Origin of the sequence: Streptococcus oralis, from assembly GCF_018448765.2 — a bacterium.
GTDB lineage: Bacteria > Bacillota > Bacilli > Lactobacillales > Streptococcaceae > Streptococcus > Streptococcus oralis_BM.
The window spans coordinates 965,427-986,511 of sequence record NZ_JAHCMC020000001.1; the positions used below are offsets into that span (position 1 = coordinate 965,427).

At 40.5% G+C, this 21,085-nt stretch carries 20 protein-coding genes and 1 pseudogene; 2 read left to right on the forward strand and 19 right to left on the reverse strand.

The window, feature by feature from the left end; all coding sequences use genetic code 11:
* The first annotated feature begins 104 nt into the window (after positions 1 to 104).
* Entirely contained in the window at positions 105 to 1,175 is a 1,071-nt protein-coding gene (gene xerS, locus KIH88_RS04750) for a tyrosine recombinase XerS (protein ID WP_213987945.1), read from the forward strand.
* A 71-nt stretch (positions 1,176 to 1,246) separates the two neighbouring features.
* Here xerS and KIH88_RS04755 read toward each other — a convergent pair whose 3' ends face one another.
* The 17 genes and pseudogenes from KIH88_RS04755 to eno form a co-directional block, all read right to left on the reverse strand.
* A complete protein-coding gene (locus KIH88_RS04755) occupies positions 1,247 to 2,236 on the reverse strand; it encodes a lipoate--protein ligase (protein WP_033685027.1) in 990 nt (329 codons plus the stop codon).
* A 191-nt stretch (positions 2,237 to 2,427) separates the two neighbouring features.
* Positions 2,428 to 4,134 carry a dihydrolipoyl dehydrogenase gene (lpdA, locus tag KIH88_RS04760; protein ID WP_263973605.1) on the reverse strand — a complete coding sequence of 569 codons (1,707 nt, stop codon included), beginning with the start codon at positions 4,132 to 4,134 and terminating at the stop codon, positions 2,428 to 2,430.
* Positions 4,135 to 4,179: 45 nt separating this feature from the next.
* Positions 4,180 to 5,223 carry a dihydrolipoamide acetyltransferase gene (locus KIH88_RS04765; protein WP_213987946.1) on the reverse strand — a complete coding sequence of 348 codons (1,044 nt, stop codon included), beginning with the start codon at positions 5,221 to 5,223 and terminating at the stop codon, positions 4,180 to 4,182.
* Between the two features lie 448 nt (positions 5,224 to 5,671).
* Entirely contained in the window at positions 5,672 to 6,664 is a 993-nt protein-coding gene (locus KIH88_RS04770; RefSeq protein ID WP_033681771.1) for an alpha-ketoacid dehydrogenase subunit beta, read from the reverse strand.
* A 15-nt stretch (positions 6,665 to 6,679) separates the two neighbouring features.
* The gene (locus KIH88_RS04775) at positions 6,680 to 7,648 is read right to left on the reverse strand and encodes a thiamine pyrophosphate-dependent dehydrogenase E1 component subunit alpha (RefSeq protein ID WP_213987947.1); all 969 of its coding nucleotides are present in this window, start codon (positions 7,646 to 7,648) and stop codon (positions 6,680 to 6,682) included.
* 178 nt (positions 7,649 to 7,826) lie between these two features.
* Complete coding sequence (locus KIH88_RS04780) at positions 7,827 to 9,167, reverse strand: MATE family efflux transporter (RefSeq protein WP_213987948.1); 1,341 nt, start codon at positions 9,165 to 9,167, stop codon at positions 7,827 to 7,829.
* Between the two features lie 41 nt (positions 9,168 to 9,208).
* Entirely contained in the window at positions 9,209 to 10,477 is a 1,269-nt protein-coding gene (locus KIH88_RS04785) for a dihydroorotase (RefSeq protein ID WP_084938631.1), read from the reverse strand.
* Positions 10,478 to 10,489: 12 nt separating this feature from the next.
* Positions 10,490 to 10,954, reverse strand: a complete 465-nt coding sequence (locus KIH88_RS04790) for an NUDIX hydrolase (protein ID WP_001135768.1) — start codon at positions 10,952 to 10,954, stop codon at positions 10,490 to 10,492.
* Positions 10,955 to 10,963: 9 nt separating this feature from the next.
* Entirely contained in the window at positions 10,964 to 11,617 is a 654-nt protein-coding gene (locus KIH88_RS04795) for a uracil-DNA glycosylase (RefSeq protein WP_084938632.1), read from the reverse strand.
* Between the two features lie 61 nt (positions 11,618 to 11,678).
* Positions 11,679 to 12,371, reverse strand: a complete 693-nt coding sequence (locus tag KIH88_RS04800) for a YjjG family noncanonical pyrimidine nucleotidase (RefSeq protein WP_084938633.1) — start codon at positions 12,369 to 12,371, stop codon at positions 11,679 to 11,681.
* 35 nt (positions 12,372 to 12,406) lie between these two features.
* A pseudogene (locus KIH88_RS04805) lies at positions 12,407 to 13,019 on the reverse strand (hypothetical protein).
* Positions 13,020 to 13,107: 88 nt separating this feature from the next.
* Positions 13,108 to 13,611: a hypothetical protein gene (locus KIH88_RS04810; protein ID WP_193431984.1), complete on the reverse strand. Its 504-nt coding sequence runs from the start codon at positions 13,609 to 13,611 to the stop codon at positions 13,108 to 13,110.
* A gap of 284 nt (positions 13,612 to 13,895) precedes the next feature.
* Positions 13,896 to 14,438 carry a ClbS/DfsB family four-helix bundle protein gene (locus KIH88_RS04815; RefSeq protein ID WP_084938636.1) on the reverse strand — a complete coding sequence of 181 codons (543 nt, stop codon included), beginning with the start codon at positions 14,436 to 14,438 and terminating at the stop codon, positions 13,896 to 13,898.
* A gap of 135 nt (positions 14,439 to 14,573) precedes the next feature.
* Positions 14,574 to 15,491, reverse strand: coding sequence for a peptidase (locus tag KIH88_RS04820; RefSeq protein WP_084938637.1), 918 nt, complete (start codon positions 15,489 to 15,491; stop codon positions 14,574 to 14,576).
* Positions 15,492 to 15,729: 238 nt separating this feature from the next.
* On the reverse strand, positions 15,730 to 16,566 hold the full coding sequence (locus KIH88_RS04825; protein WP_084938638.1) for an AraC family transcriptional regulator: 837 nt from the start codon (positions 16,564 to 16,566) through the stop codon (positions 15,730 to 15,732).
* A 160-nt stretch (positions 16,567 to 16,726) separates the two neighbouring features.
* Positions 16,727 to 17,221 carry a YkgJ family cysteine cluster protein gene (locus KIH88_RS04830; protein ID WP_070482622.1) on the reverse strand — a complete coding sequence of 165 codons (495 nt, stop codon included), beginning with the start codon at positions 17,219 to 17,221 and terminating at the stop codon, positions 16,727 to 16,729.
* Between the two features lie 174 nt (positions 17,222 to 17,395).
* Complete coding sequence (gene eno, locus KIH88_RS04835) at positions 17,396 to 18,700, reverse strand: surface-displayed alpha-enolase (RefSeq protein WP_084938639.1); 1,305 nt, start codon at positions 18,698 to 18,700, stop codon at positions 17,396 to 17,398.
* Between the two features lie 163 nt (positions 18,701 to 18,863).
* Between eno and KIH88_RS04840 the strand changes: the two genes are divergently transcribed.
* A complete protein-coding gene (locus tag KIH88_RS04840) occupies positions 18,864 to 19,310 on the forward strand; it encodes a DUF1694 domain-containing protein (RefSeq protein ID WP_195594200.1) in 447 nt (148 codons plus the stop codon).
* Here KIH88_RS04840 and KIH88_RS04845 read toward each other — a convergent pair.
* Both KIH88_RS04845 and serB read right to left on the reverse strand, forming a co-directional pair.
* On the reverse strand, positions 19,307 to 20,422 hold the full coding sequence (locus tag KIH88_RS04845) for a glycerate kinase (RefSeq protein WP_213987949.1): 1,116 nt from the start codon (positions 20,420 to 20,422) through the stop codon (positions 19,307 to 19,309). The genes KIH88_RS04840 and KIH88_RS04845 overlap by 4 nt on opposite strands.
* A gap of 9 nt (positions 20,423 to 20,431) precedes the next feature.
* A complete protein-coding gene (serB, locus tag KIH88_RS04850; RefSeq protein WP_213987950.1) occupies positions 20,432 to 21,076 on the reverse strand; it encodes a phosphoserine phosphatase SerB in 645 nt (214 codons plus the stop codon).
* Positions 21,077 to 21,085 lie beyond the last annotated feature (9 nt).

The following is a 21,085-nucleotide window of genomic DNA, read 5'->3' on the forward strand; positions in this document are numbered from 1 at the left end:
CTGTTTTAAGTTTCTTATTACATCTTTCTGAAAAACTATAATTTTCTTGAAAAATAAATAAGTCTATGCTATACTACTAGTAGACTTATTTATGGAGAAAATACATGAAACGTGAGATTTTACTGGAACGAATCGACAAACTAAAACAAATCATGCCCTGGTATGTTCTGGAATACTACCAATCAAAGCTTGCTGTTCCCTACAGTTTTACAACCTTGTACGAATACCTCAAGGAATACGATCGATTTTTCAGCTGGGTTTTGGAGTCTGGTATTTCAAATGTTGATAAAATGTCTGACATTCCTTTATCAGTCTTGGAAAATATGTCTAAAAAAGATATGGAATCCTTTATCCTGTATCTACGTGAACGACCTTTGCTGAATGCTAATACAACCAAGCAAGGTGTCTCTCAGACGACTATCAATCGGACCTTGTCAGCACTTTCCAGTCTTTACAAATATATGACCGAGGAGGTTGAAAACGACCAAGGGGAACCTTATTTCTACCGCAATGTAATGAAGAAAGTTTCAACCAAGAAAAAGAAAGAAACACTTGCTGCTAGAGCTGAAAATATCAAGCAAAAACTCTTTCTAGGTGATGAGACAGAAGGTTTTCTGACTTATGTCGACCAAGAGTACCCACAACAGCTCTCAAATCGGGCTCTATCGTCATTCAACAAAAATAAAGAACGTGATTTGGCCATCATTGCCCTTCTCTTGGCGTCTGGTGTCCGCTTATCTGAAGCTGTTAATCTGGATCTAAGAGACCTTAATCTCAAAATGATGGTTATCGATGTCACTCGAAAAGGGGGTAAACGTGACTCGGTCAATGTCGCTGCCTTTGCAAAACCTTATCTAGAGAATTATCTAGCCATTCGAAATCAACGTTATAAGACGGAAAAGACGGATACAGCTCTTTTTCTGACCTTATATCGTGGCGTTCCCAATCGTATCGATGCTTCTAGTGTTGAAAAGATGGTTGCTAAGTACTCTGAGAACTTTAAAGTCCGTGTAACTCCCCACAAACTGCGTCATACCCTAGCAACTAGGCTCTATGATGCGACTAAATCGCAAGTTTTGGTCAGCCATCAGCTAGGACACGCCAGTACACAAGTCACTGACCTCTATACCCATATCGTCGATGATGAACAAAAGAATGCTTTAGATAGTTTGTGAAGTACATAAAATAAATTATGTAAACAATGGTTCAAAAAAGAAGCTGGTCATACAACCAACTTCTTTTATTTTTACCCCACTACTGCTTCAGCGATTTCTTCACGGCTGATACCAGCGAAATAGCGTGTAATGTCAATAGTTTCAAGAGCTTTAAGGACATCTTCGCGTTCGTATTTCACTCCACGAAGGACATCCTCTACAGCTGCAACGTCTTCGATACCAAAGAAGTCACCATAGATCTTGATGTCTTGGATTTTTGATTCAAGGACGTTGGCAAAGACTTCTACCTTACCACTAGTGAATTTTGTTCCACGACGGACGTTAAATTCAGGTGATTTACCATAATTCCAGTCCCATGTACCAAACTTGGTATCCTTGATGCGATTGATTTCAGCCAATTCTTCCTCAGAAAAAACGTATTCTGTCATCTCTGGGTACTCTTTTTTCATGTATTCCAATAGCAAATCACGGAATTCTTCAACTGTGATTTTTTCTGGTAATTCATTGACAATATTGGTCACACGAGCACGGACGGATTTCACACCTTTTGACTCAAATTTGTCCTTTGAAACCTTGAGGGCGTTAGCAAGGACTGACAGATCAACGTCAAAGAGCAAGCAACCGTGGTGCATGATACGTCCATTGATATAGGCTTGGGCATTTCCACAGAATTTCTTACCGTCAATCTCAAGGTCATTACGGCCTGTGAATTCAGCCTTAACACCTAGTTGAGCCAAGGTATTGATAACTGGAGTTGAGAAGCTCTTGAAGTCAAAGGCCTTGTTTTCATCTTCTTTTGAGATAATCGTGTAGTTGAGGTTGTTCAGATCGTGATAAACAGCTCCACCACCACTGATACGGCGGACTACCTCAATACCATTTTCTCGAACATAATCACGATTGATTTCTTCGATAGTGTTTTGGTGACGTCCAACAATGATAGAAGGTTTGTTAATCCAAAGTAGGAAGATTTGATCCTCATCCAAAAGGTGTTTAAAGGCGTATTCTTCCAAGGCGATATTAAATGCAGTGTCATTTGAATGATTGATAATATATTTCATAGTATTTCCAAAAATTTAGTTTTTAAATTCTGTTCATAGCAATCAAATTTTCTAAAGTGGTAAAAAGAAATGTAACGTGTTATCGTTACATTTCTCGGAAAAATTGAGACAAGAGAATCAATTTTTAGGCATGGAACTCTAATAGAGGTCGCTGCCGTCCGTACTACTTTAAGAAAATTTAGTTGAAAATCTTATTTATTTTTCTTAGGTGAATGGATAGCCATTCCTAGAACATCCGCAAATGCTTCGTACATCACTTCAGAGTAGGTTGGATGTCCATGGATGGTCTTCAGCATTTCTTCAACAGTGATTTCCATTTCGATGATGCTTGATGCCTCGTTGATCAATTCTGCAGCTGCAGGACCGATGATGTGAACACCAAGGATTTCTCCGTATTTCTTATCAGCGATGACTTTAACGAAACCTTGAGCAGCATCCGATGCAATAGCACGTCCGTTGGCAGCAAAGTTGAATTTACCGATGGCTACATCGTATTTCTCACGAGCTTGTTCTTCAGTCAAACCTACTGCTGCTACTTCAGGAAGAGTATAGATAGCTGCAGGAGTCAAGTTCAATTTGGCAACAGCATGATTTCCTTTGAGGGCATTTTCAGCGGCAACTTCCCCCATACGGAAGGCTGCGTGCGCCAACATTTTAGTACCGTTGATATCACCTGGTGCGTAGATTCCAGGAACAGAAGTTTCCATGTATTCGTTGACCTTGATGCGTCCACGATCCAATTCAAACTCAACATCGCCAATTCCTTCAAGGTCTGGTACACGACCGATTGAAAGAAGGGCTTTGCTTGCGATGATATCGTCTTTTCCTTCAACCTTGATACGAAGTTGACCATTTTCTTCGATGATTTCTTGCAATTTTGTACCTGTTAAGATAGTCATACCTTTACGCTCAAGAATCAAGCGAAGATTCTTAGAAACTTCTGCATCCATAGCTGGCACGATACGGTCCATCATTTCGATAACAGTCACTTTTGAACCAAATGTCATGAAGGCCTGACCGAGTTCGATACCGACAACCCCACCACCGATGATCACAAGGCTTTCTGGAACTTCGTTCATTTCAAGGATGTCGTCGCTGGTCATGACAAGTTGAGATTCCATACCAGGGACGTTGATCTTGCTGACTTTTGAACCACCAGCAAGGATGATTTTCTTGGTTTCAAGTAATTCAGAACCATTTACCAAGACATTCTTGTCCTTAGTGATCGTACCAATACCTTTATGTACAGTAACTCCGTAGCTACGAAGAAGACCTGCAACACCACCCACCAAGGTATTAACAACCTTAGACTTGGTTTCAAGGAGTTTATCCATATCTACAGTGAAGTTTGGATTTTCGATGACGATACCACGGTTTGCTGCATGACCGATGTTTTCGATGATTTCAGCGTTGTGAAGGTAGGTCTTAGTTGGGATACAGCCACGGTTCAAGCACGTTCCACCGAGTTCAGATTTCTCAACAAGGGCAACTTTACCACCAAGTTGGGCTGCTTTAATCGCTGCAACATAACCAGCAGGACCCCCACCAATCACAACGATATCAAAGGCATCATCGCTCTTACCATCGTCGTTTGAAGCACTAGCTGCAGGTGCAGGTTTTGATTCTGGCGCAGCCGCTCCAGTTGTTGGGATATTTTCCCCTTCTTCCCCAAGGTAACCAATAACTTCTGTAACCGGAACAGTTTCACCATCTCCTTTGAGGATGGCAATCAAGTATCCATCTTCTTCGGCTTCCAATTCCATGCTAACTTTGTCAGTCATGATTTCCAAAAGGATTTCTCCTTCTTTTACAAATTCTCCGACTTTCTTATTCCATTGGACGATTTGTCCTTCTGTCATATCCACGCCGGCTTTTGGCATAATTACTTCTAAGGCCATGTCTTACTTCCTTTATCTATATCTCTAAAAATAAATACTGTATTATTAAACCAACATTGAGATTGGGTTCTCAATTAAGGCTTTCAAGTCTTTCATAAACTTAGCACCAGCCATACCATCTACGACACGGTGGTCAATAGTTAACCCTAGGCTCATGATAGGGCGAATGACAATCTCACCATTGACAACTACAGGTTTCTCAACTGTTGAGCTAACCCCTAGGATAGCTGAGTTTGGTTGGTTAATAATCGGACCGAAGGACTGAACACCAAACATTCCCAAGTTACTGATTGTGAAGGTTGAATTTTGCAGTTCGCTTGGAGCCAATTTACCATCCAAGGTACGACCAATCACATCCTTAAAGGCTACGACCAACTCTGACAAGCTCATTTTTTCAGCATTATAGACAACAGGTGTCATCAATCCATTATCCATACCAACTGCCATCGCAAGGTTGACATAGTTATGAGTGATAATGGTCTTGCCATCTTCTGTCAATGAAGCGTTGATGTAAGGGTGTTTCATCAATGTTTTTACAACAGCGAGTGAAAGAAGGTCTGTTACAGTAGTCTTCTTACCAGTTGCTTCCATAATCGGCTCAAGAACCTTCTTACGAAGAGCCAACATTTCTGACATATCGACATCGTAGTTGAGCGTGAAGGTTGGCGCAGTTAGGTAGGATTCAACCATACGTTGAGCTATAACCTTACGCATTGGTGTCATTGGAATACGCTCAATCTCACCATAAGGAGTGATATTGTCTGGAACTTCTTCCACTTTTTCAATCTGAGCAGGAGACTTGATAGTATCGTTTTCGATATTTTCAGGAAGTAAGGCCAAAACGTCCTTCTTCATGATCTTACCACGATGACCCGTTCCTTGGATTTCCTGCCAAGCAATGTTATGTTCAAGGGCAATTCGTTTTGCAAGTGGCGAAATGCGAACCACGTTTGTGTCTTTATAAGTTTCCACGTCTTCTTTGTGGACACGACCGTTTGCACCTGAGCCAGAAATGTCGTAGAGATTGATCCCTAGATCATCCGCTAACTTTCTAGCCGCAGGAGTCGCTCTTAGCTTGTCATCAGCCATGACCTCTCCAATTCTATACTAAGATATTAAGGACGAAGAGGGCAATGAAAAAATAGGAGATTGACGATGTGTTCGATGAACACAAGGAAATCTATCTTTTTTTCACAGACCTCCGTCCGAATTCAATTACATGATATAAAGGGCGTCAAAAGCGACTGAAAAATAGGAAATCGACGCTGGCTTCGATGAAGCCAAGGAGATTTATCTTTTTTCCGAGCTTTTAGCCCGTGTTCAACTCTACAAGTAACTTGGACACGAAATATGTCTCAAGTTACTACAGTTGTCGCTATTAGGCGACCAACCTAGTAGACTTACTAAGTTTTTTATCGAATATTATTGATTCGTCAAAAAACTGTCACAACTTTACAAATAAGTTAGATACAAAACATATCTTAAGTTACTAAAGTTAAAAATCTCTAAAATCTTACATAATTTAATTTATGCAAGATTATTCTTTGTTATAAGTCTTACGGATGGCATCTTTGATGCTTTCAACTGTTGGAATCATGGCATTTTCTAGGTTTTGTGCGTAAGGCATTGGCACATCTTCTCCTGCACAACGGCGGATTGGTGCATCTAGATAGTCAAATGCTTCTGATTCTGAGATGATAGCTGAAATCTCTCCGATATAGCCACTTGTTTTGTGGGCGTCATTGACCAGAACAACCTTACCAGTCTTCTTAACTGAGTTAATGATGATATCCTTATCAAGCGGTACAAGAGTACGCGGGTCAACAATTTCAACTGAAATTCCTTCTTCTGCCAATTCCTCAGCAGCTTGAACCACACGGCGAAGCATTTTTCCATAAGTAACAACTGTTACATCCGTTCCTTCGCGTTTAATTTCCCCAACCCCAAGTGGAATTGTGTAGTCCGGATCAACTGGCACTTCCCCTTTTTGGTTAAATTCTGACTTATACTCAAGAATGATAACTGGGTTGTTATCACGGATAGAAGACTTGAGCAGTCCTTTCATGTCAGCAGGTGTACCTGGAGCTACAACCTTGAGCCCAGGGATGTGTGTGAACCACGATTCCAAAGATTGCGAGTGCTGGGCTGCAGATCCAACTCCGTTACCTGCTGCGCATCGAACAGTCATTGGAACTTGACCTTTCCCACCAAACATATAACGTGTTTTAGCAGCTTGGTTGACGATATTGTCCATGGCAATGACTGAGAAGTCCATGAAGGTCATATCAACGATTGGGCGAAGTCCTGTCATAGCCGCTCCTGCTGCTGCTCCAGAGATGGCAGCTTCAGAAATCGGACAGTCACGGATACGTTCTGGACCAAATTCTTCGAGCATTCCGACAGAAGTTCCGAAGTCTCCTCCGAAGACACCGACGTCTTCTCCCATCAAGAATACATTTTCATCGCGACGCATTTCCTCAGACATAGCAAGGATAATGGTGTCACGGAAGGACATTGTTTTTGTTTCCATTTTATCTCTTTCTCCTTAGTCTGCGTAAATATCTTCAAATGCGGATTCTAGTGGTGGGAATGGACTTTCCTCTGCAAATTTAACAGAAGCTTCTACTGCTTCCTTGACCTGCGCTTGGATTTCTTCCAATTCTTTGGCACTTGCAATGTTGTTCTCAACAAGATAGTTACGGAGGTTTTCGATTGGGTCTTTTTGTTTCCACAATTCCACTTCTTCACGCGTACGATATTTACCAGGGTCAGATGATGAGTGACCAAGCCAACGATAAGTGACACTTTCAATCAAGACTGGTCCATTGCCACCACGAACATGGTCTACAGCTTTCTTAAATCCTTCATAGACGTCGATGACATTGTTTCCATCTTCGATAAACATTCCAGGAATTCCATATGCCGCACTACGTTGATGGATATGCTCCACATTGGTCATTTTCTTGATATCCGCAGAGATTCCATAACCGTTGTTAATGCAGTAGAAAATAACAGGAAGTTTCCAAATAGAAGCCATGTTCACTGCTTCGTGGAAAACACCTTCGTTGGTTGCACCATCTCCAAAGAAGCAGACAACGATTTTACCAGTATGTTGCATTTGCTGACTGAGGGCTGCACCGACAGCGATTCCCATACCACCACCTACGATACCATTGGCACCGAGGTTACCCGCATCCAGGTCAGCGATATGCATAGAACCACCTTTTCCTTTACAGGTCCCAGTGTATTTCCCGAGGATTTCAGCCATCATTCCATTGAGGTCAATCCCTTTGGCAATAGCCTGTCCATGACCACGGTGATTTGATGTGATCAAATCATCTGGATTAAGAGCCAACATAGCTCCGACGTTAGCAGCTTCCTCTCCGACAGAAAAGTGAGTCATACCGGGAACTTTCCCCTTTTTCACTAACTGAGCAATTTTTAAGTCCATGCGACGGATTTCTTCCATCTTACGGAACATTTCTAGCAAAAGATTTTTATCTAAAGTTGACATCTTCTTGCCTTTCTAACTTTGTTCTTACCTTACTATTTTACCGTTTTTAGAAAGCACTGTCAAAGTATATGACCGATAAAATTTCACAAGGTGAAAAAATAAATCCCCGTTTTAACAGGGATTTTCTTTAGTTAGAGTGTTTTTTCACAAAGTTATTTTTCAGGATATTTTCTAAAAATTAGCTCAATCTTTTCATTATGGATTTCAAACGCCATTGATACAAACAACCAGAAACGATCAAGCTGGCAATCAACCCAATCCAGTAGGCAAATGCCCCTAAGTCAGTTGCTTGATCTAGTAGATATCCTAGAGGTATCGCTACTCCCCAATATCCGATTAGGCCAAGATAGAAAGGAACGATAGTGTCCTTATACCCTCTTAAAATCCCCTGAAGCGGAGCCGCAAAGGTATCAGCTAACTGGAAAAAGAGACTGTAGGTTAGAAATACAGCAGTTGTTTCAATGAAGTGAGGGTCATTCCCATATAGGCTTGCTACACGATCTCTAAAAATGTAGAGAAAGGACAGGGTAAGACCTGCAAAAATAAGGGCGGTTACCCTCCCCAGACGAGCATAGGTTTTTGCATCCTCAAAACGTTTAGCCCCCACCTCGTAAGACACAACAATTGCCATAGCAGAGGAAATACTCATGGGAAAAGCGTACATGAGACTCGAAAAATTCATAGCTGACTGGTGACTGGCGATGATGAGCGATGAAAACTTAGCCATGATTAGTCCCACCACGGAGAAAATAGCCACTTCCGCAAATACGGTTCCTCCGATTGGTAGACCTAATCGAACACCTTCCTTGATTTTATCTATATTGAGTGGAATAGGTTTTTCAAGATGTAACGCTTTTAATCTTTCCTGTTTGAACAAAACAAGCAGGGAAATTCCCAATAAAACCCAATAGGCTAGAGAAGTTCCTAGACCTGCTCCTGCACCACCAAGCTCTGGAAAACCAAGAGCTCCATATATCAAAAGATAGTTAAAACCACTATTGAGCGGAAGTAACAAAAGCATGAGGTACATAGATAGCTTGGTCAAACCAAGAGAATCCAACAAAGACCGAATGACACTAAAAAGCAACAAGGGAATAATCCCGATAGAAAGATACCAAAGATAGGAAACTGCAACTGCCGCTACTTGAGCTTCTAGTCCGATATGATTTAAGACAGGAGGTGCCAAGAAAAGTACCAGTCCCAGTAAGACCACAGATAGACCCAAGGCCAAATAGATGAACTGGTAAAAATCTGACGCAACTTCTTCCTTTTTACCTCGACCAAGATGGTGACCAATGATGGGCACCAGGGCTGATACAATCCCTGTTAGGAATGTAAAGAAGGGATTCCAGATACTGGTTGCCATAGACACACCAGCCAAGTCCATGGTATTGTACCGCCCAGTCATTGTTGTATCGACAAAAGAGGCAGAATAATTGGCAAATTGATAAATCAGGATAGGGAAAAATATCTTAAGAAATAAAACAAACTTGTCTTTAAATTGATGGGTTGGGTACATATACGCTCTCTATTCTTATAGTTTATAGAGCAGAGTCCCATCTAGTTTTGATAGACGATTTGTCCCTTACAGATAGTATATTTGACCTGCCCTTTTAAAGTTTCCCCGATAAATGGAGAATTGGCTGATTTTGAAGCGAAGTTTGGACCAACAGTACGATCAGCCTTGTCATCAAAGATAGTGATGTCCGCTGGACCATTTTCAGCCAAGTAGCCTGCTTCAAAGTTGTAAAGTTTGGCTGGATTAACAGTCATTTTTTCAAGCAATTCCATCAAGCTTAGCTCACCAGCTTCCACCAAATAAGTTAAACCAAGAGAAAGAGAGGTTTCCAAACCGGTCATACCAGATGGCGCTTTGGTGATATCTTCTACATTTTTCTCATCTGCATGGTGAGGCGCGTGGTCCGTTGCGATAACTGTGATAACACCTGACTTGAGACCTTCGATAACGGCACGGCGGTCTGACTCCAAACGAAGCGGAGGATTCATTTTGGCATTGCTCCCTTGAGTTAAAAGAAGAGCTTCTGTCTTAGAAAAATGTTGTGGTGCCACTTCTGCTGTGACTTGCGCTCCCAAACCTTGAGCGAATTCCACTACCTTGACACTTTCTTCCTTAGACAAATGCTGGATGTGAACATGGGCCTTAGTTGCATAGGCAATCATGACATCACGCGCAATCATAGCGTATTCTGCTACCCCTGTCGCACCACAGATCTTGAAGTGGTCTTTAGCGATGTTTTCATTAAAGCCAAGAATACCGTTCAAGCCGGGATCTTCCTCGTGTAGACAAACAAAGGTGCCAAGTTTTTTAGCAGTTTCCAAGGCTTCTTTGAGAACCCTGCTGCTTTCGAGTGGAATACCATCATCTGAGAAACCAACCGCACCAGCTTCTAAGAGTGCCTTAAAGTCAGTCAAGTCTTGGCCATTAAAGTTCTTAGTAATGGTCGCAACTGTCTTGATATTAATCTTTTCCTTGGCAGCAGACTGGAGAACTTCTTGCAAAGTCTCTACGTCTGAGATGGTTGGATTGGTATTAGCCATCGTGACAACCGTTGTAAAACCACCTGCAGCAGCCGCTAGTGCCCCAGTATGGATGTCCTCCTTGTGGGTCTGACCAGGTTCACGGAAATGAACATGAATATCAACTAGTCCAGGCGCAACTACAAGACCAGTAGCATCAATTAGCTCTGCTCCTTCTTCCTTGATTTCAGGGGCAATTTTGATAATCTTTCCATCTTCAACCAAAACATCACAGACTTGATCCAGACCAGACTTGGGATCCATTACACGACCATTTTTGATTAGTAGCATCTGCTTTCTCCTTTATTCATAAAAATCAACTTGGGTATCCAACAATTTATCCCCATCATAAACAAACTTGGCTGAAAAGAAGGGTTTGTCCTCTAAAAGCCACTCAACAAAGGTGTGATCGCCTTCCCAAGTCGGCTTGCTCAAGACTTCATCATAGGGAACCCATTCCAGCGTCCCCTCATTGCAGTCAATCAAGTCACCCTCAAACTCTGTCACCTTAAAAACATAGGTGTACCAGTCTAAATCTGGCGTGAACTCTGGAAAAGTGATAACACCTTTTAGAACTGGCTTGGCTTTGAGGCCTGTTTCTTCGAGGATTTCACGCGCTGCGCATTCCTGAGGGGTCTCCCCTCGCTCTAACTTACCACCCACACCAATCCATTTGCCTTCATGGACATCATTCGGCTTCTTATTGCGATGCAGCATAAGCAGTTCTTTTCCGTTATCAATGTAGCAAATCGTCGCTAATTGAGGCATATTCTCTCCTTATCTAAGCCAATCGATTGGCTCTTGTCCTGTCTCTTTTAAAAATGTATTGGCCTTGGAAAAAGGCTTAGAACCCCAAAATCCTCTGAAAACAGATAAAGGACTAGGATGGGCTGATTCGATAATCAAGTGGTGAGGATTGGTAACCAAGACCTTCTTCTTGCGTGCATAAGCGCCCCAGAGTACAAAGACTACAGGTCTGTCTAGATTATTGACAACCCGAATCACAGCATCTGTAAAGGGCTCCCATATCTGTCCAGCATGACCATTGGCCTGCCCAGCAGGAACGGTCAAACAAGCATTGAGAAGTAAGACACCTTGCTCAGCCCAAGCCGTCAAATCATGGGATTTCTTAACCCCGATATCATCTGACAATTCTTTCAAGATATTTTGCAAGGATGGCGGAGCTGGGATAGAGTCAGGAACAGAAAAACTCAAGCCCTGAGCCTGACCTGGCCCGTGATAGGGGTCTTGCCCTAGAATCACCACCTTAACTTCTTCAAGCGGTGTAGTCAATAGAGCCTGAAAAATCTTTTCCTTAGGTGGATAAACAGTTCCCTGAGCATAGACCTGATCCATAAACTGATTGATTTTCCCGAAATAACCCTCAGGTAATTGCTCCTTAATCAAAGCATGCCAAGATGAGTGTTGCATCGCCAACTCCTTCGTTTTTACTGCTTCTATTATAGCAAAAAGTGGCTATCTAAACCACTTTTTACAGTTTATCCAAACAATCCAGCAAGTCTTGGTAAGAATGAACTTCATAGGTCGGCTGGGCTTGTGTGTAATTTTCGAGATGATGGGGATTGTACCAGATAGTATCGATACCAGCATTATTGCCACCTTGAATATCAGCCGTTAAGGAATCTCCAATCATCAGCGTCTTTTCTTTACTAAATCCAGCAATCTGCTGACCGATTTTTTCATAGAATAGTGCATCAGGCTTTTGCGTTTGCAATTGCTCGGAGATAAAGACTTGGTTGAAATAGGGAGCCAGACCAGATTGAGCCAAACGACCTGTCTGGATGGTAGTAATTCCATTTGTCGCAGCATACAAATCATAATCACGCTCGATGAGACTGTCCAAGAGTTCATGAGCACCTGAAAGAGTTTGTCCCTGCTGAGCGAGATAAAATTGGTAACGCTGAGCAAGTAACCTACCGTCTTTCTCCAGTCCAAAATGAGCAAATAAACGAGAAAAGCGCGTGTTAACCAGTTCTTGTTTACTGATTTTCTTTTGCTCCAAGTCCTTCCAGAGAGCCTTGTTCATCGGAACGTAATAGTCTTTATAGGCTTGAATATCCGCAACTCCTTCTTCTTTTAGAAGTTGTGTCAAAGCCACATCCTCAGCAGCATCAAAATCAAGTAAGGTGTGGTCGAGGTCGAAGAGTAGAAATTTGTAGGACAATTTGAGAGTTTTCCTTTCTATGTGAGAACAAGTTACTAGCATTTATTAGGGAAATATTCTTTTCCCAACTGCCATAAATACTGATCAATCTCTTTAAGATTAAATTCTTCTAATCCGTAGTATTCTCTAAAAGTAATAATTATATTTTTAAATTTTTGATAATCTTTTAGGTCTGAATTCTTAAATTTAGAAAATTTATCTGTTTTTCTAAAGTATTTCAATACCTTTTCTACATAGCTATCATAAATAGGGTATTCTTTAGGATTATGATGGGAACAGTATTTAGTAGAAAAAGAATAGAACTTTCTAGTTACCCCATTGATCGTAACATTTTGAATTTCATTGACTAAAGTTACATCACCTTGTCTCAACCTCTCGTCAATTTTAAGACTCAGAATATGCTCTGCAACTGGATAAACTGAAAAAATATTTGTGCTATAAAAATCATTCAATGTAGCAACCTTTAATAAGATATCAGAAATCTCTTCGTTACTTGGTAGTAGCTCAAAAAATAATTTATCTAAAGCATCTTCTTGCAACTGATAATTTTTAAGATTTTTCCACGTTTTCAAGTATTTTCCTACTTCAATGGCTGACGGTTTAGATATAACAATATCTGATTTCTGTCTTCTTATAGTTAATTTGCATACTTACCTCACTTAAAGTAGTTGTTAAAATAATTGATAGATTTATTATAGCATATTACAAAACGAATGGGTAAGCTCTTTATTCGTCTCTACCCCAACTCCTTGGCTATTCTACTCTTTTCAAGATTTCCCTTGGTAATTCGTTTCCATAAAACAAGTGGATTCAGACTATAGGATAAACGTAGGAAGTAATAATTGATCCATTCGATAAGGGCAAAAAGCTGTATTAGTGTGGCTAAGATAGTCACTTGGAAACTCTGGGTATTCCAAACTATAAAAGGAAAGCCTGAAATAAGTAAAACAAGGTCTAGTATTCTGAAACCACCATATATTCTAGGGACATTTCCACTTCCGAACTGGGGTTTCGAGAGTCTTCTAATCAAAATCGCCCAATAGATTGAACCTTGAAGCAAAATAAATGTCAGTAAAGACAGAGGATAGAGAATGGTTACTAGACTATTCACATCACCAAGTCGATTTTTCAAAAGGAAAAAACAAAACCAAATAGATAGGACGGCTGTAAGTTCTCCCAAACAGAGGGACAGCAACTCTTTTCTAACTTTCTCTTTTTGTATCTTCATTATATCCCCTATTTATCTATCAACCTATATCAGAAAAAAGCCATTCGAACCAGTTTATAGTCAAAATTTCTCAGAATAAAGGCATTCTAAGCTTCGAACAGTTCGATTACATCAATATCAATGCAATTCTAACTTTAGAATTACATTAAAATAAATGTTTTAGGGCTATTCTAAGTCCATGATAGCCTTAAATTTTAATTTTAGAAGGATTCTAAAGCTAGAATTGTTCATAAATCACAAGAATGAAGCTATTCGAAACTTATAAGAACCTTTGGTGAATTTCAATAGCACTTCAACTAGCTACTCTTACAATTCTTCCGGTGAGCTTTGAGTTTTTTCAGAGCCCAATCATAGTGACTGGAAGTGCTACTGACAAAGTAGGAGCCTAGACTTGTTCCTCCCGTCCACTTATAGACACCTTTTGTGAACAATTCGTCATTGCTGAAGTCTTCCATCAACTCTAAAACCTCTTTATGCGATTGATTGAGAAGTTTGGTCGCTTCTTCTAAGGACGTTCTCTGGTGCTTCTTCCAAATAGCAACATTCATTTCCCCATAAGTTTTCCAATTATAAGGCTCAGGGAGAAAAGGTCTCTCATGACCCTTTTGATTAGAATGTACCCAGGTTAAAAGTAACTGATGCCATTCGTAGAGATGGATTAGAACATCTCTTAGATTTTCATCTCTTTTCCAGTGAGCTTCTTTTTTCTTTTGGTCTTTTGAAAAATCAAAAGGAGTCTGTAGCTCCTCTTCACTTAACTGAGAAATTAAGAGATTAAGTTTTTCATAGTTTCCCTTAGAGGCTAACACTAGCTCCTCTTTTGTTTTTGGTCTAGGCATAGGCGTTCTCCCTTCATTTTTAAGTAGAATAAGCTATTTTCTTACTTCATTATACCATAATCAAAAAGCAGTTCTTCATTTTACGAAAAACTGCTTTCACTTGCCATTTTATAAAAGTTAGGAGCGCCCCTAGACTTACTTATTTACATATAAATCTCTAAAGCGACCATCCACTTCAGCTATCTGATAGAGCAAGTGGGCTAGTTCTTGGTAATCTTCTTTTAAACATGAAAGATGGGCTTGACCAAATAAAGTAGCCAATTCTTCTTTTAATCTTGCCCCTTCGGGATCATGGTCCTTTAAGAATTTACTGAGATAGAGATTTCGAACAGCAGCAAGTTTAAAGCTAAAATACTGATGCAATTGCTTTTGCTCCGTATTTAAGCCGTTTTCAGCAACTGCTTTTGCATAACATTCCAAGACATTATTTTGTCCATCCAGATATCTGGCCCTTATAAGCCTTGCTGTTTCTTGATAGATTTCAGTCTGACTAGGGCTCTTGACCTTCTTAAAATTTCCCCACATAGAGTAGGCTCCACGCTTATAGTCAATAGCCTCCGCCTTCCAAGCTTCTAAAATGTCATTAAAAGCAACCTTCATACAGGCAAAACCAGCTGGATCATGCAAATAGAGATACTGACCATCAACAGCATACACAGTTACAAAGTGATCCACACCATAAAGGATTGTGTGATTGGGATTGTAAGTCAGATGCCCCATATCAAGAGGTCCCAGTACGACAGGCCCATTGGACAGAAAGGTTTCCAACTTTCTTTTAACCTCTTCCAAATCTACTTCCGATCCATCTTTTAGATAGAAGTCCTCATAGTCAAACCCTAGTATTTTTAAAGAATGTGAGATGGAAAGATCTGGCATTCCATTATCAAAGAATACTAGAGGGTGCTGCTCATCTTCCTTTACGATACTAGCGCCATTGCCCATCGCCATGATTGCCTCTAAAAAATCTGCTTTAAAGTCATAACCATAGGCATCCAGTGCCATTGCCAATGAATAACTATAGCAAAGTGACACATCTCCAAAATACATCTGCATATTCCTGCCTCCTTATCTTCTATGGGACTATTATACCGAGAAAACTATTCGTATGCCCCATAAAATCCAAACAAAAATTATGGTATGTTTGATTTATAGACATGAATTTCTTTATACTTAAATTTAAATTAAATTGTAATTCTTTTTTGCATAAGTTATTTCTCAAACAAAGAAAAACTCTGTAAAAGATACCTTCTACAGAGTCAGCTTTCCATCTTTATAAAAAATAGAAAATTATCTAGTCCTTGCTTACTGGTATCCAGAGTTCCATTTGATAGTCTGGTGACGACATATCTCCTTCGAAATAAACTTCAAAGTCTGGGGCTCCTGAATGGCGATAACCAGTTTCCGGGAAAAAAATCTCCAGAACATATTTCCAAGCATTGTGAATACTAGCTGGTATAGGGCCTTTGAAAGGAACGATAGCATATTCAGCCGCTAGTATATCTTTGATTGACAGATCTAGTTCTTCTGCTTTAGCTTTATCCGTCACATCATAAGCAGCCATATAGTTGATGATTTCGCCTTCTTTGACATCCGAGCAGACGCCAAAGGATTGGCCACTACCCAAACCTTCTAGCATTTCAAAACTGTGATGGGCATAGAGTTGCTCCCAAGCAGACGGGCATTTGCTATTGTCAATAGCTTCCAATAGAACGCCTGCCACGGTAAATGCAGGCTTCTTTTGAATCTTGATATCCATGTTCTTTCCTCCTGTGATTTTTAAGGATAACTGAAGCTTAGGAAAGACCCGATAAGGTTTTCCATTTCGAACTTCTGAGGGAGTTGCACCATGGAATTTCTTGAAAGCTGCGCTAAAGGCATCCGCAGACTCATAGCCGTATTTCATTGCTATATCAATAACTTTCTCAGAGCTTTCCCGCAAGTCTGTCACAGCTTCTGACAGCCTGCGATTGCGCAAGTATTCTGCTAATGTCATATCTGCCAGGATAGAAAATAGCCTACTAAAGAGAGGGTAAGAATAGCCCGATAGCTGCTGAAATCTTTTCATATCCACTTCTCCAGTCAGCTGCTGTTCCAAATAATCCATGGTTTGATTGAATTGATGCATCATATTCTTTTTACCTCACAAAAGATACTAAAGCCTTTAAAAGCAAGGTGAAAATTTATTTTTTTCGCATAGCTTTTAGTCCGTGTTCAATCTATCTATATTCTAGCAAATACAAGATACTTCCGCACTAGAATATTTGTACAAGATTTAAAGGTTCAAATCCTTATAACTTATCTTTTAATTTCTCAACAAAGAGATAAGCTGCTGGGCAGGTCAAGGTGTTCTTAATCGTCAAATGGTTAATTTGATGGATCTTTTTACGATCTGTATGGGGAAATTCTCGGCAGGCCTTGGGACGAACATCATAGATGGAGCAGAGATTATCTCCTCCTAGAAAGGGGCAAGGCATGGATTTGAAAACCTTATCTCCATCCTCATCAACTTGTAAAAACTCTGCTTCAAAGGCTGGTAATTTCATCTTAAAGTACTTAGCAATACGGGTAATATCGGCTTCCTTAAAGTCAGGCCCCAATGTCTTGCAACAATTCGCGCAGGCGGTACAATCAATCTCAGCAAAAACTTCTTGGTGAATCTGCTGGGCTATCTTATCTAGATTCTTTGGTGGCTTTTTCTTTAAATTGGCTAAAATTTTACGATGCTCCTTTTGCTTTTGCAAGGCTAGCTGATGGTAATACTCAATATCAATTTCTTTAGACATAATTTCTTTCTAATACAAGTGTTTTTGTCTATTATACCATAAACTATTTTCTATTTTTTGCCTTTATATACAAAAAGCCCTTCGGATAAAATCCGAGGGGCTTAAAACGTTGTTAGATCAACGACCGAACTTTTGAATTTCAAGGTTCGGGATAAAATAGTTCACTGAACTATTTTATTTTTTCAAGTTGTAGAATGATTTCAATCCACGGTATTCAGCTACTTCACCAAGTTGGTCTTCGATACGAAGCAATTGATTGTATTTAGCGATACGGTCTGTACGTGAAAGTGAACCTGTCTTGATTTGTCCTGCGTTTGTTGCAACTGCGATGTCAGCGATTGTTGAATCTTCAGTTTCACCTGAACGGTGTGATACAACAGCAGTGTAACCAGCTTCTTTCGCCATTTCAATAGCGTCGAATGTTTCAGTAAGAGTACCGATTTGGTTAACTTTGATAAGGATTGAGTTAGCAGCGCCTTCAGCGATACCTTTTGCAAGGTAAGAAGTGTTTGTTACGAAGAAGTCGTCACCAACCAATTGAACTTTACCACCAAGACGTTCAGTAAGAGCTTTCCAACCGTCCCAGTCGTTTTCATCCATACCATCTTCGATAGTGATGATTGGGTATTTGTTTACCAATTCTTCAAGGTAGTCGATTTGTTCTGCAGCAGTACGTACAGCAGCGCCTTCACCTTCAAATTTAGTGTAGTCGTAAACTTTACGTTCTTCATCATAGAATTCTGATGAAGCACAGTCAAATCCGATAAATACGTCTTTACCAGGAACATATCCAGCAGCTTCGATTGCAGCAAGGATAGTTTCAACACCGTCTTCAGTTCCTTCGAAACGAGGAGCGAATCCACCTTCGTCACCTACGGCTGTTTCCAAACCACGTGATTTAAGGATTTTCTTAAGAGCGTGGAAGATTTCAGCACCCCAACGAAGAGCTTCTTTGAATGTTGGTGCACCAGCAGGTACGATCATGAATTCTTGGAAAGCGATTGGAGCGTCAGAGTGAGAACCACCGTTGATGATGTTCATCATTGGAGTTGGAAGAACTTTAGTGTTGAATCCACCAAGGTAGCTGTAAAGTGGGATTTCAAGGTAGTCAGCAGCAGCACGAGCTACAGCGATAGACACACCAAGAATTGCGTTTGCACCCAATTTACCTTTGTTAGGAGTACCGTCAAGTGCGATCATAGCACGGTCGATAGCTTGTTGGTCACGTACATCGTAGCCGATGATAGCTTCAGCGATGATGTTGTTTACGTTGTCAACAGCTTTTTGTGTACCAAGACCACCGTAACGAGATTTGTCACCGTCGCGAAGTTCAACTGCTTCGTGTTCACCAGTAGAAGCTCCTGATGGAACCATACCACGTCCGAAAGCACCTGATTCAGTATAAACTTCTACTTCAAGTGTTGGGTTACCGCGTGAGTCTAGGACTTCGCGAGCGTAAACATCAGTAATAATTGACATTTTTTACTCTCCTTTGAGTTAAATTTTTTACACCTCTATGATACCTTAAAAATAAGCGTTTTTCAAGGAAAAACGTTATCTTTGTGCAAATTTTCCTTAACTTTATAAAGTAATCGCTTTCTTTTCGTCTGTTTTCTCGCGATTTTTGTGATATACTATTTTTATGACAGATTTATCAAAACAACTACTAGAAAAAGCTCATGGTGGGTCGAAATTAAACCCTGACGAACAACGCCGCTATCTCGGCACTTTCGAGGAAAGGGTTCTTGGCTATGCGGATATTAATACTGCCAATAGTCCTGAATTAGAACATGGATTTTTCTTTATTTTAGAAAGTTTCCAAGAAAAGGTAGAGATACTTTTTGTGAAGATCTCACCAAATATCGAGTTTGACAAACAGGTCTTTTACTTAAGACAAGCAAAGGAAAGTAATTGCCAGGCGACTATTGTTTCAGACGATCATATCACCTCTCCTTTCGGTCTCGTCATTCACACGAACGAACCTGTTCAAGTAGATGAAAAAGACCTTAGACTTGCATTCCCGAATCTCTGGGAGGAGAAAAAGACAGAAACGCCTAAAAAATCCATCTGGAAAAAATGGTTAGGTTAATCCTTCCTCATATTTAATAAACGGCCAATATTAGTAGCTGTGTGCTCCAAATAGAGACTTGCATTTTTCAAACTATCTTTCAAAGGTTCACTTTTCTCTAAAATGGAAAAGGCTGCTTGTATATTTTCGAATGGTAGGGGAGGTAAATCCTCGGAAAGACTACCACAAATAGCGATAACTGGAACTCCTTCAGGAGTTCTTTTTGCTACACCGATAGGAGCTTTTCCAGCAAGGCTTTGACTGTCCAGTCTCCCTTCTCCAACGATAACCAAGTCAGCACCTGCTACCCTCTTGTCAAAGTCTATCAAATCCAAGCAAGTATCAATCCCAGATACGATACAGGCCTCAGCAAAGGCACAGAGTCCAGCAGCAATCCCACCGCCGGCTCCTGCTCCTTTAAGAGATAGGGTTGAAGGCGAGAATTTTTCATAAAACTCCTGTATGGCAAAATCTACAGTTTCAAATAAACTGGGATCCAAGCCCTTTTGTTTTCCAAATGTATAGGTTGCCCCTTGATGACCACATAAAGGGCTCGCAACATCTGCTAAAATGCGGATTTTCATATCTCCAGGAATCCTATACAACTTGCTATTTGAAACTGACTCGAACTCAAGCAAAGTCTGACCGCAAGCTGGCAATTCTTTTCCATTCTTATCATAAAAACGATAACCTAAACCAGCAGCAATGCCTATTCCACCGTCATTACTAGCCGTACCGCCAACTCCAATATAGATTTCTTTCATCCCTTGATCAACGAGATGGCGAATCAACTCTCCGATACCTCGAGTTTGGATGTGAAGAGGGTTTCGTTTCTCCTGCGGAATCTTTCCTAAACCAACCAAGTCAGCAACTTCGAAGAGCGCTATTTGATCTTTTTGAAAGTAGCGCATGGATTCTTTTAGGCCAAAAGGTCCCGTCACCTCTTGCCATTTTTCTTCGAGTTCAAGAGAATGGCGAATAGCATCTACAGTTCCTTCCCCACCATCACCAACAGGACAGAGCAAACATTCTACATCCGCTATTGACTGTTCAAAGCCTCTTTTTATAGCTTTGGCAACACCTTCAGCCGTCAAACTTTCTTTAAAAGAATCGGGTGCAATTACAATTTTCATAGTTCCCTCTCATTCTAAGAAATCAATCAAAGGTAGAACTTCTAAAAGATCCCTCGTATCTACATGACAAGCTATCTCAGATTTTACGACTTCTTTAGCACAAAAGGCAATACCACGTCCTGCTGACTTTAACATCAAGAGGTCATTGGCACCATCACCGATGGCAATCGTCCTTTCTTTGGAAAGTTTCAGTTCTTTTTTCCATTTCTCAAGAGTAGCATTTTTTACTTGACCTGTCACAATTTCACCAACTAATTTTCCTGTTAAAAAACCGTCTTTGACTTTCAACTGGTTGGCAGAGGAATAGGAAATCCCAAGGGATTTAGCTAATCTCTCAACTATTGGACTAAATCCACCAGACACCAGACCGACTAGAATGCCATTCTTTTGAAGTATGGAGATAAATTCTTGAGCATTCTTGGACAGATGAATGGATTTGAAGACAGTATTAAAGACCGAAACCGGAAGACCTTCTAACAAAGCCACCCTCGCTCGTAAACTTGTTTCAAAGTCCAGTTCACCTCGCATTGCCTGGCTTGTAATCTGCGATATTTCTTCTTCGCAACCTGCTTCTCTTCCTAAAAGATCAATCACTTCTTCTGCTATCAGGGTGCCATCAACATCCATAACACAAAGTCCCTTTACTTGAGTCATCCCTTCTCC

What these genes read in the sequence shown, in the direction of transcription:
- xerS (WP_213987945.1), top strand. Translation starts at nt 105, where the DNA reads ATGAAACGTGAGATTTTACTGGAACGAATCGACAAACTAAAACAAATC.
- KIH88_RS04755 (WP_033685027.1), bottom strand. Translation starts at nt 2,236, where the DNA reads ATGAAATATATTATCAATCATTCAAATGACACTGCATTTAATATCGCC.
- lpdA (WP_263973605.1), bottom strand. Translation starts at nt 4,134, where the DNA reads ATGGCCTTAGAAGTAATTATGCCAAAAGCCGGCGTGGATATGACAGAA.
- KIH88_RS04765 (WP_213987946.1), bottom strand. Translation starts at nt 5,223, where the DNA reads ATGGCTGATGACAAGCTAAGAGCGACTCCTGCGGCTAGAAAGTTAGCG.
- KIH88_RS04770 (WP_033681771.1), bottom strand. Translation starts at nt 6,664, where the DNA reads ATGGAAACAAAAACAATGTCCTTCCGTGACACCATTATCCTTGCTATG.
- KIH88_RS04775 (WP_213987947.1), bottom strand. Translation starts at nt 7,648, where the DNA reads ATGTCAACTTTAGATAAAAATCTTTTGCTAGAAATGTTCCGTAAGATG.
- KIH88_RS04780 (WP_213987948.1), bottom strand. Translation starts at nt 9,167, where the DNA reads ATGTACCCAACCCATCAATTTAAAGACAAGTTTGTTTTATTTCTTAAG.
- KIH88_RS04785 (WP_084938631.1), bottom strand. Translation starts at nt 10,477, where the DNA reads ATGCTACTAATCAAAAATGGTCGTGTAATGGATCCCAAGTCTGGTCTG.
- KIH88_RS04790 (WP_001135768.1), bottom strand. Translation starts at nt 10,954, where the DNA reads ATGCCTCAATTAGCGACGATTTGCTACATTGATAACGGAAAAGAACTG.
- KIH88_RS04795 (WP_084938632.1), bottom strand. Translation starts at nt 11,617, where the DNA reads ATGCAACACTCATCTTGGCATGCTTTGATTAAGGAGCAATTACCTGAG.
- KIH88_RS04815 (WP_084938636.1), bottom strand. Translation starts at nt 14,438, where the DNA reads ATGCCTAGACCAAAAACAAAAGAGGAGCTAGTGTTAGCCTCTAAGGGA.
- KIH88_RS04820 (WP_084938637.1), bottom strand. Translation starts at nt 15,491, where the DNA reads ATGCAGATGTATTTTGGAGATGTGTCACTTTGCTATAGTTATTCATTG.
- KIH88_RS04825 (WP_084938638.1), bottom strand. Translation starts at nt 16,566, where the DNA reads ATGATGCATCAATTCAATCAAACCATGGATTATTTGGAACAGCAGCTG.
- KIH88_RS04830 (WP_070482622.1), bottom strand. Translation starts at nt 17,221, where the DNA reads ATGTCTAAAGAAATTGATATTGAGTATTACCATCAGCTAGCCTTGCAA.
- eno (WP_084938639.1), bottom strand. Translation starts at nt 18,700, where the DNA reads ATGTCAATTATTACTGATGTTTACGCTCGCGAAGTCCTAGACTCACGC.
- KIH88_RS04840 (WP_195594200.1), top strand. Translation starts at nt 18,864, where the DNA reads ATGACAGATTTATCAAAACAACTACTAGAAAAAGCTCATGGTGGGTCG.
- KIH88_RS04845 (WP_213987949.1), bottom strand. Translation starts at nt 20,422, where the DNA reads ATGAAAATTGTAATTGCACCCGATTCTTTTAAAGAAAGTTTGACGGCT.
- serB (WP_213987950.1), bottom strand. Translation starts at nt 21,076, where the DNA reads ATGACTCAAGTAAAGGGACTTTGTGTTATGGATGTTGATGGCACCCTG.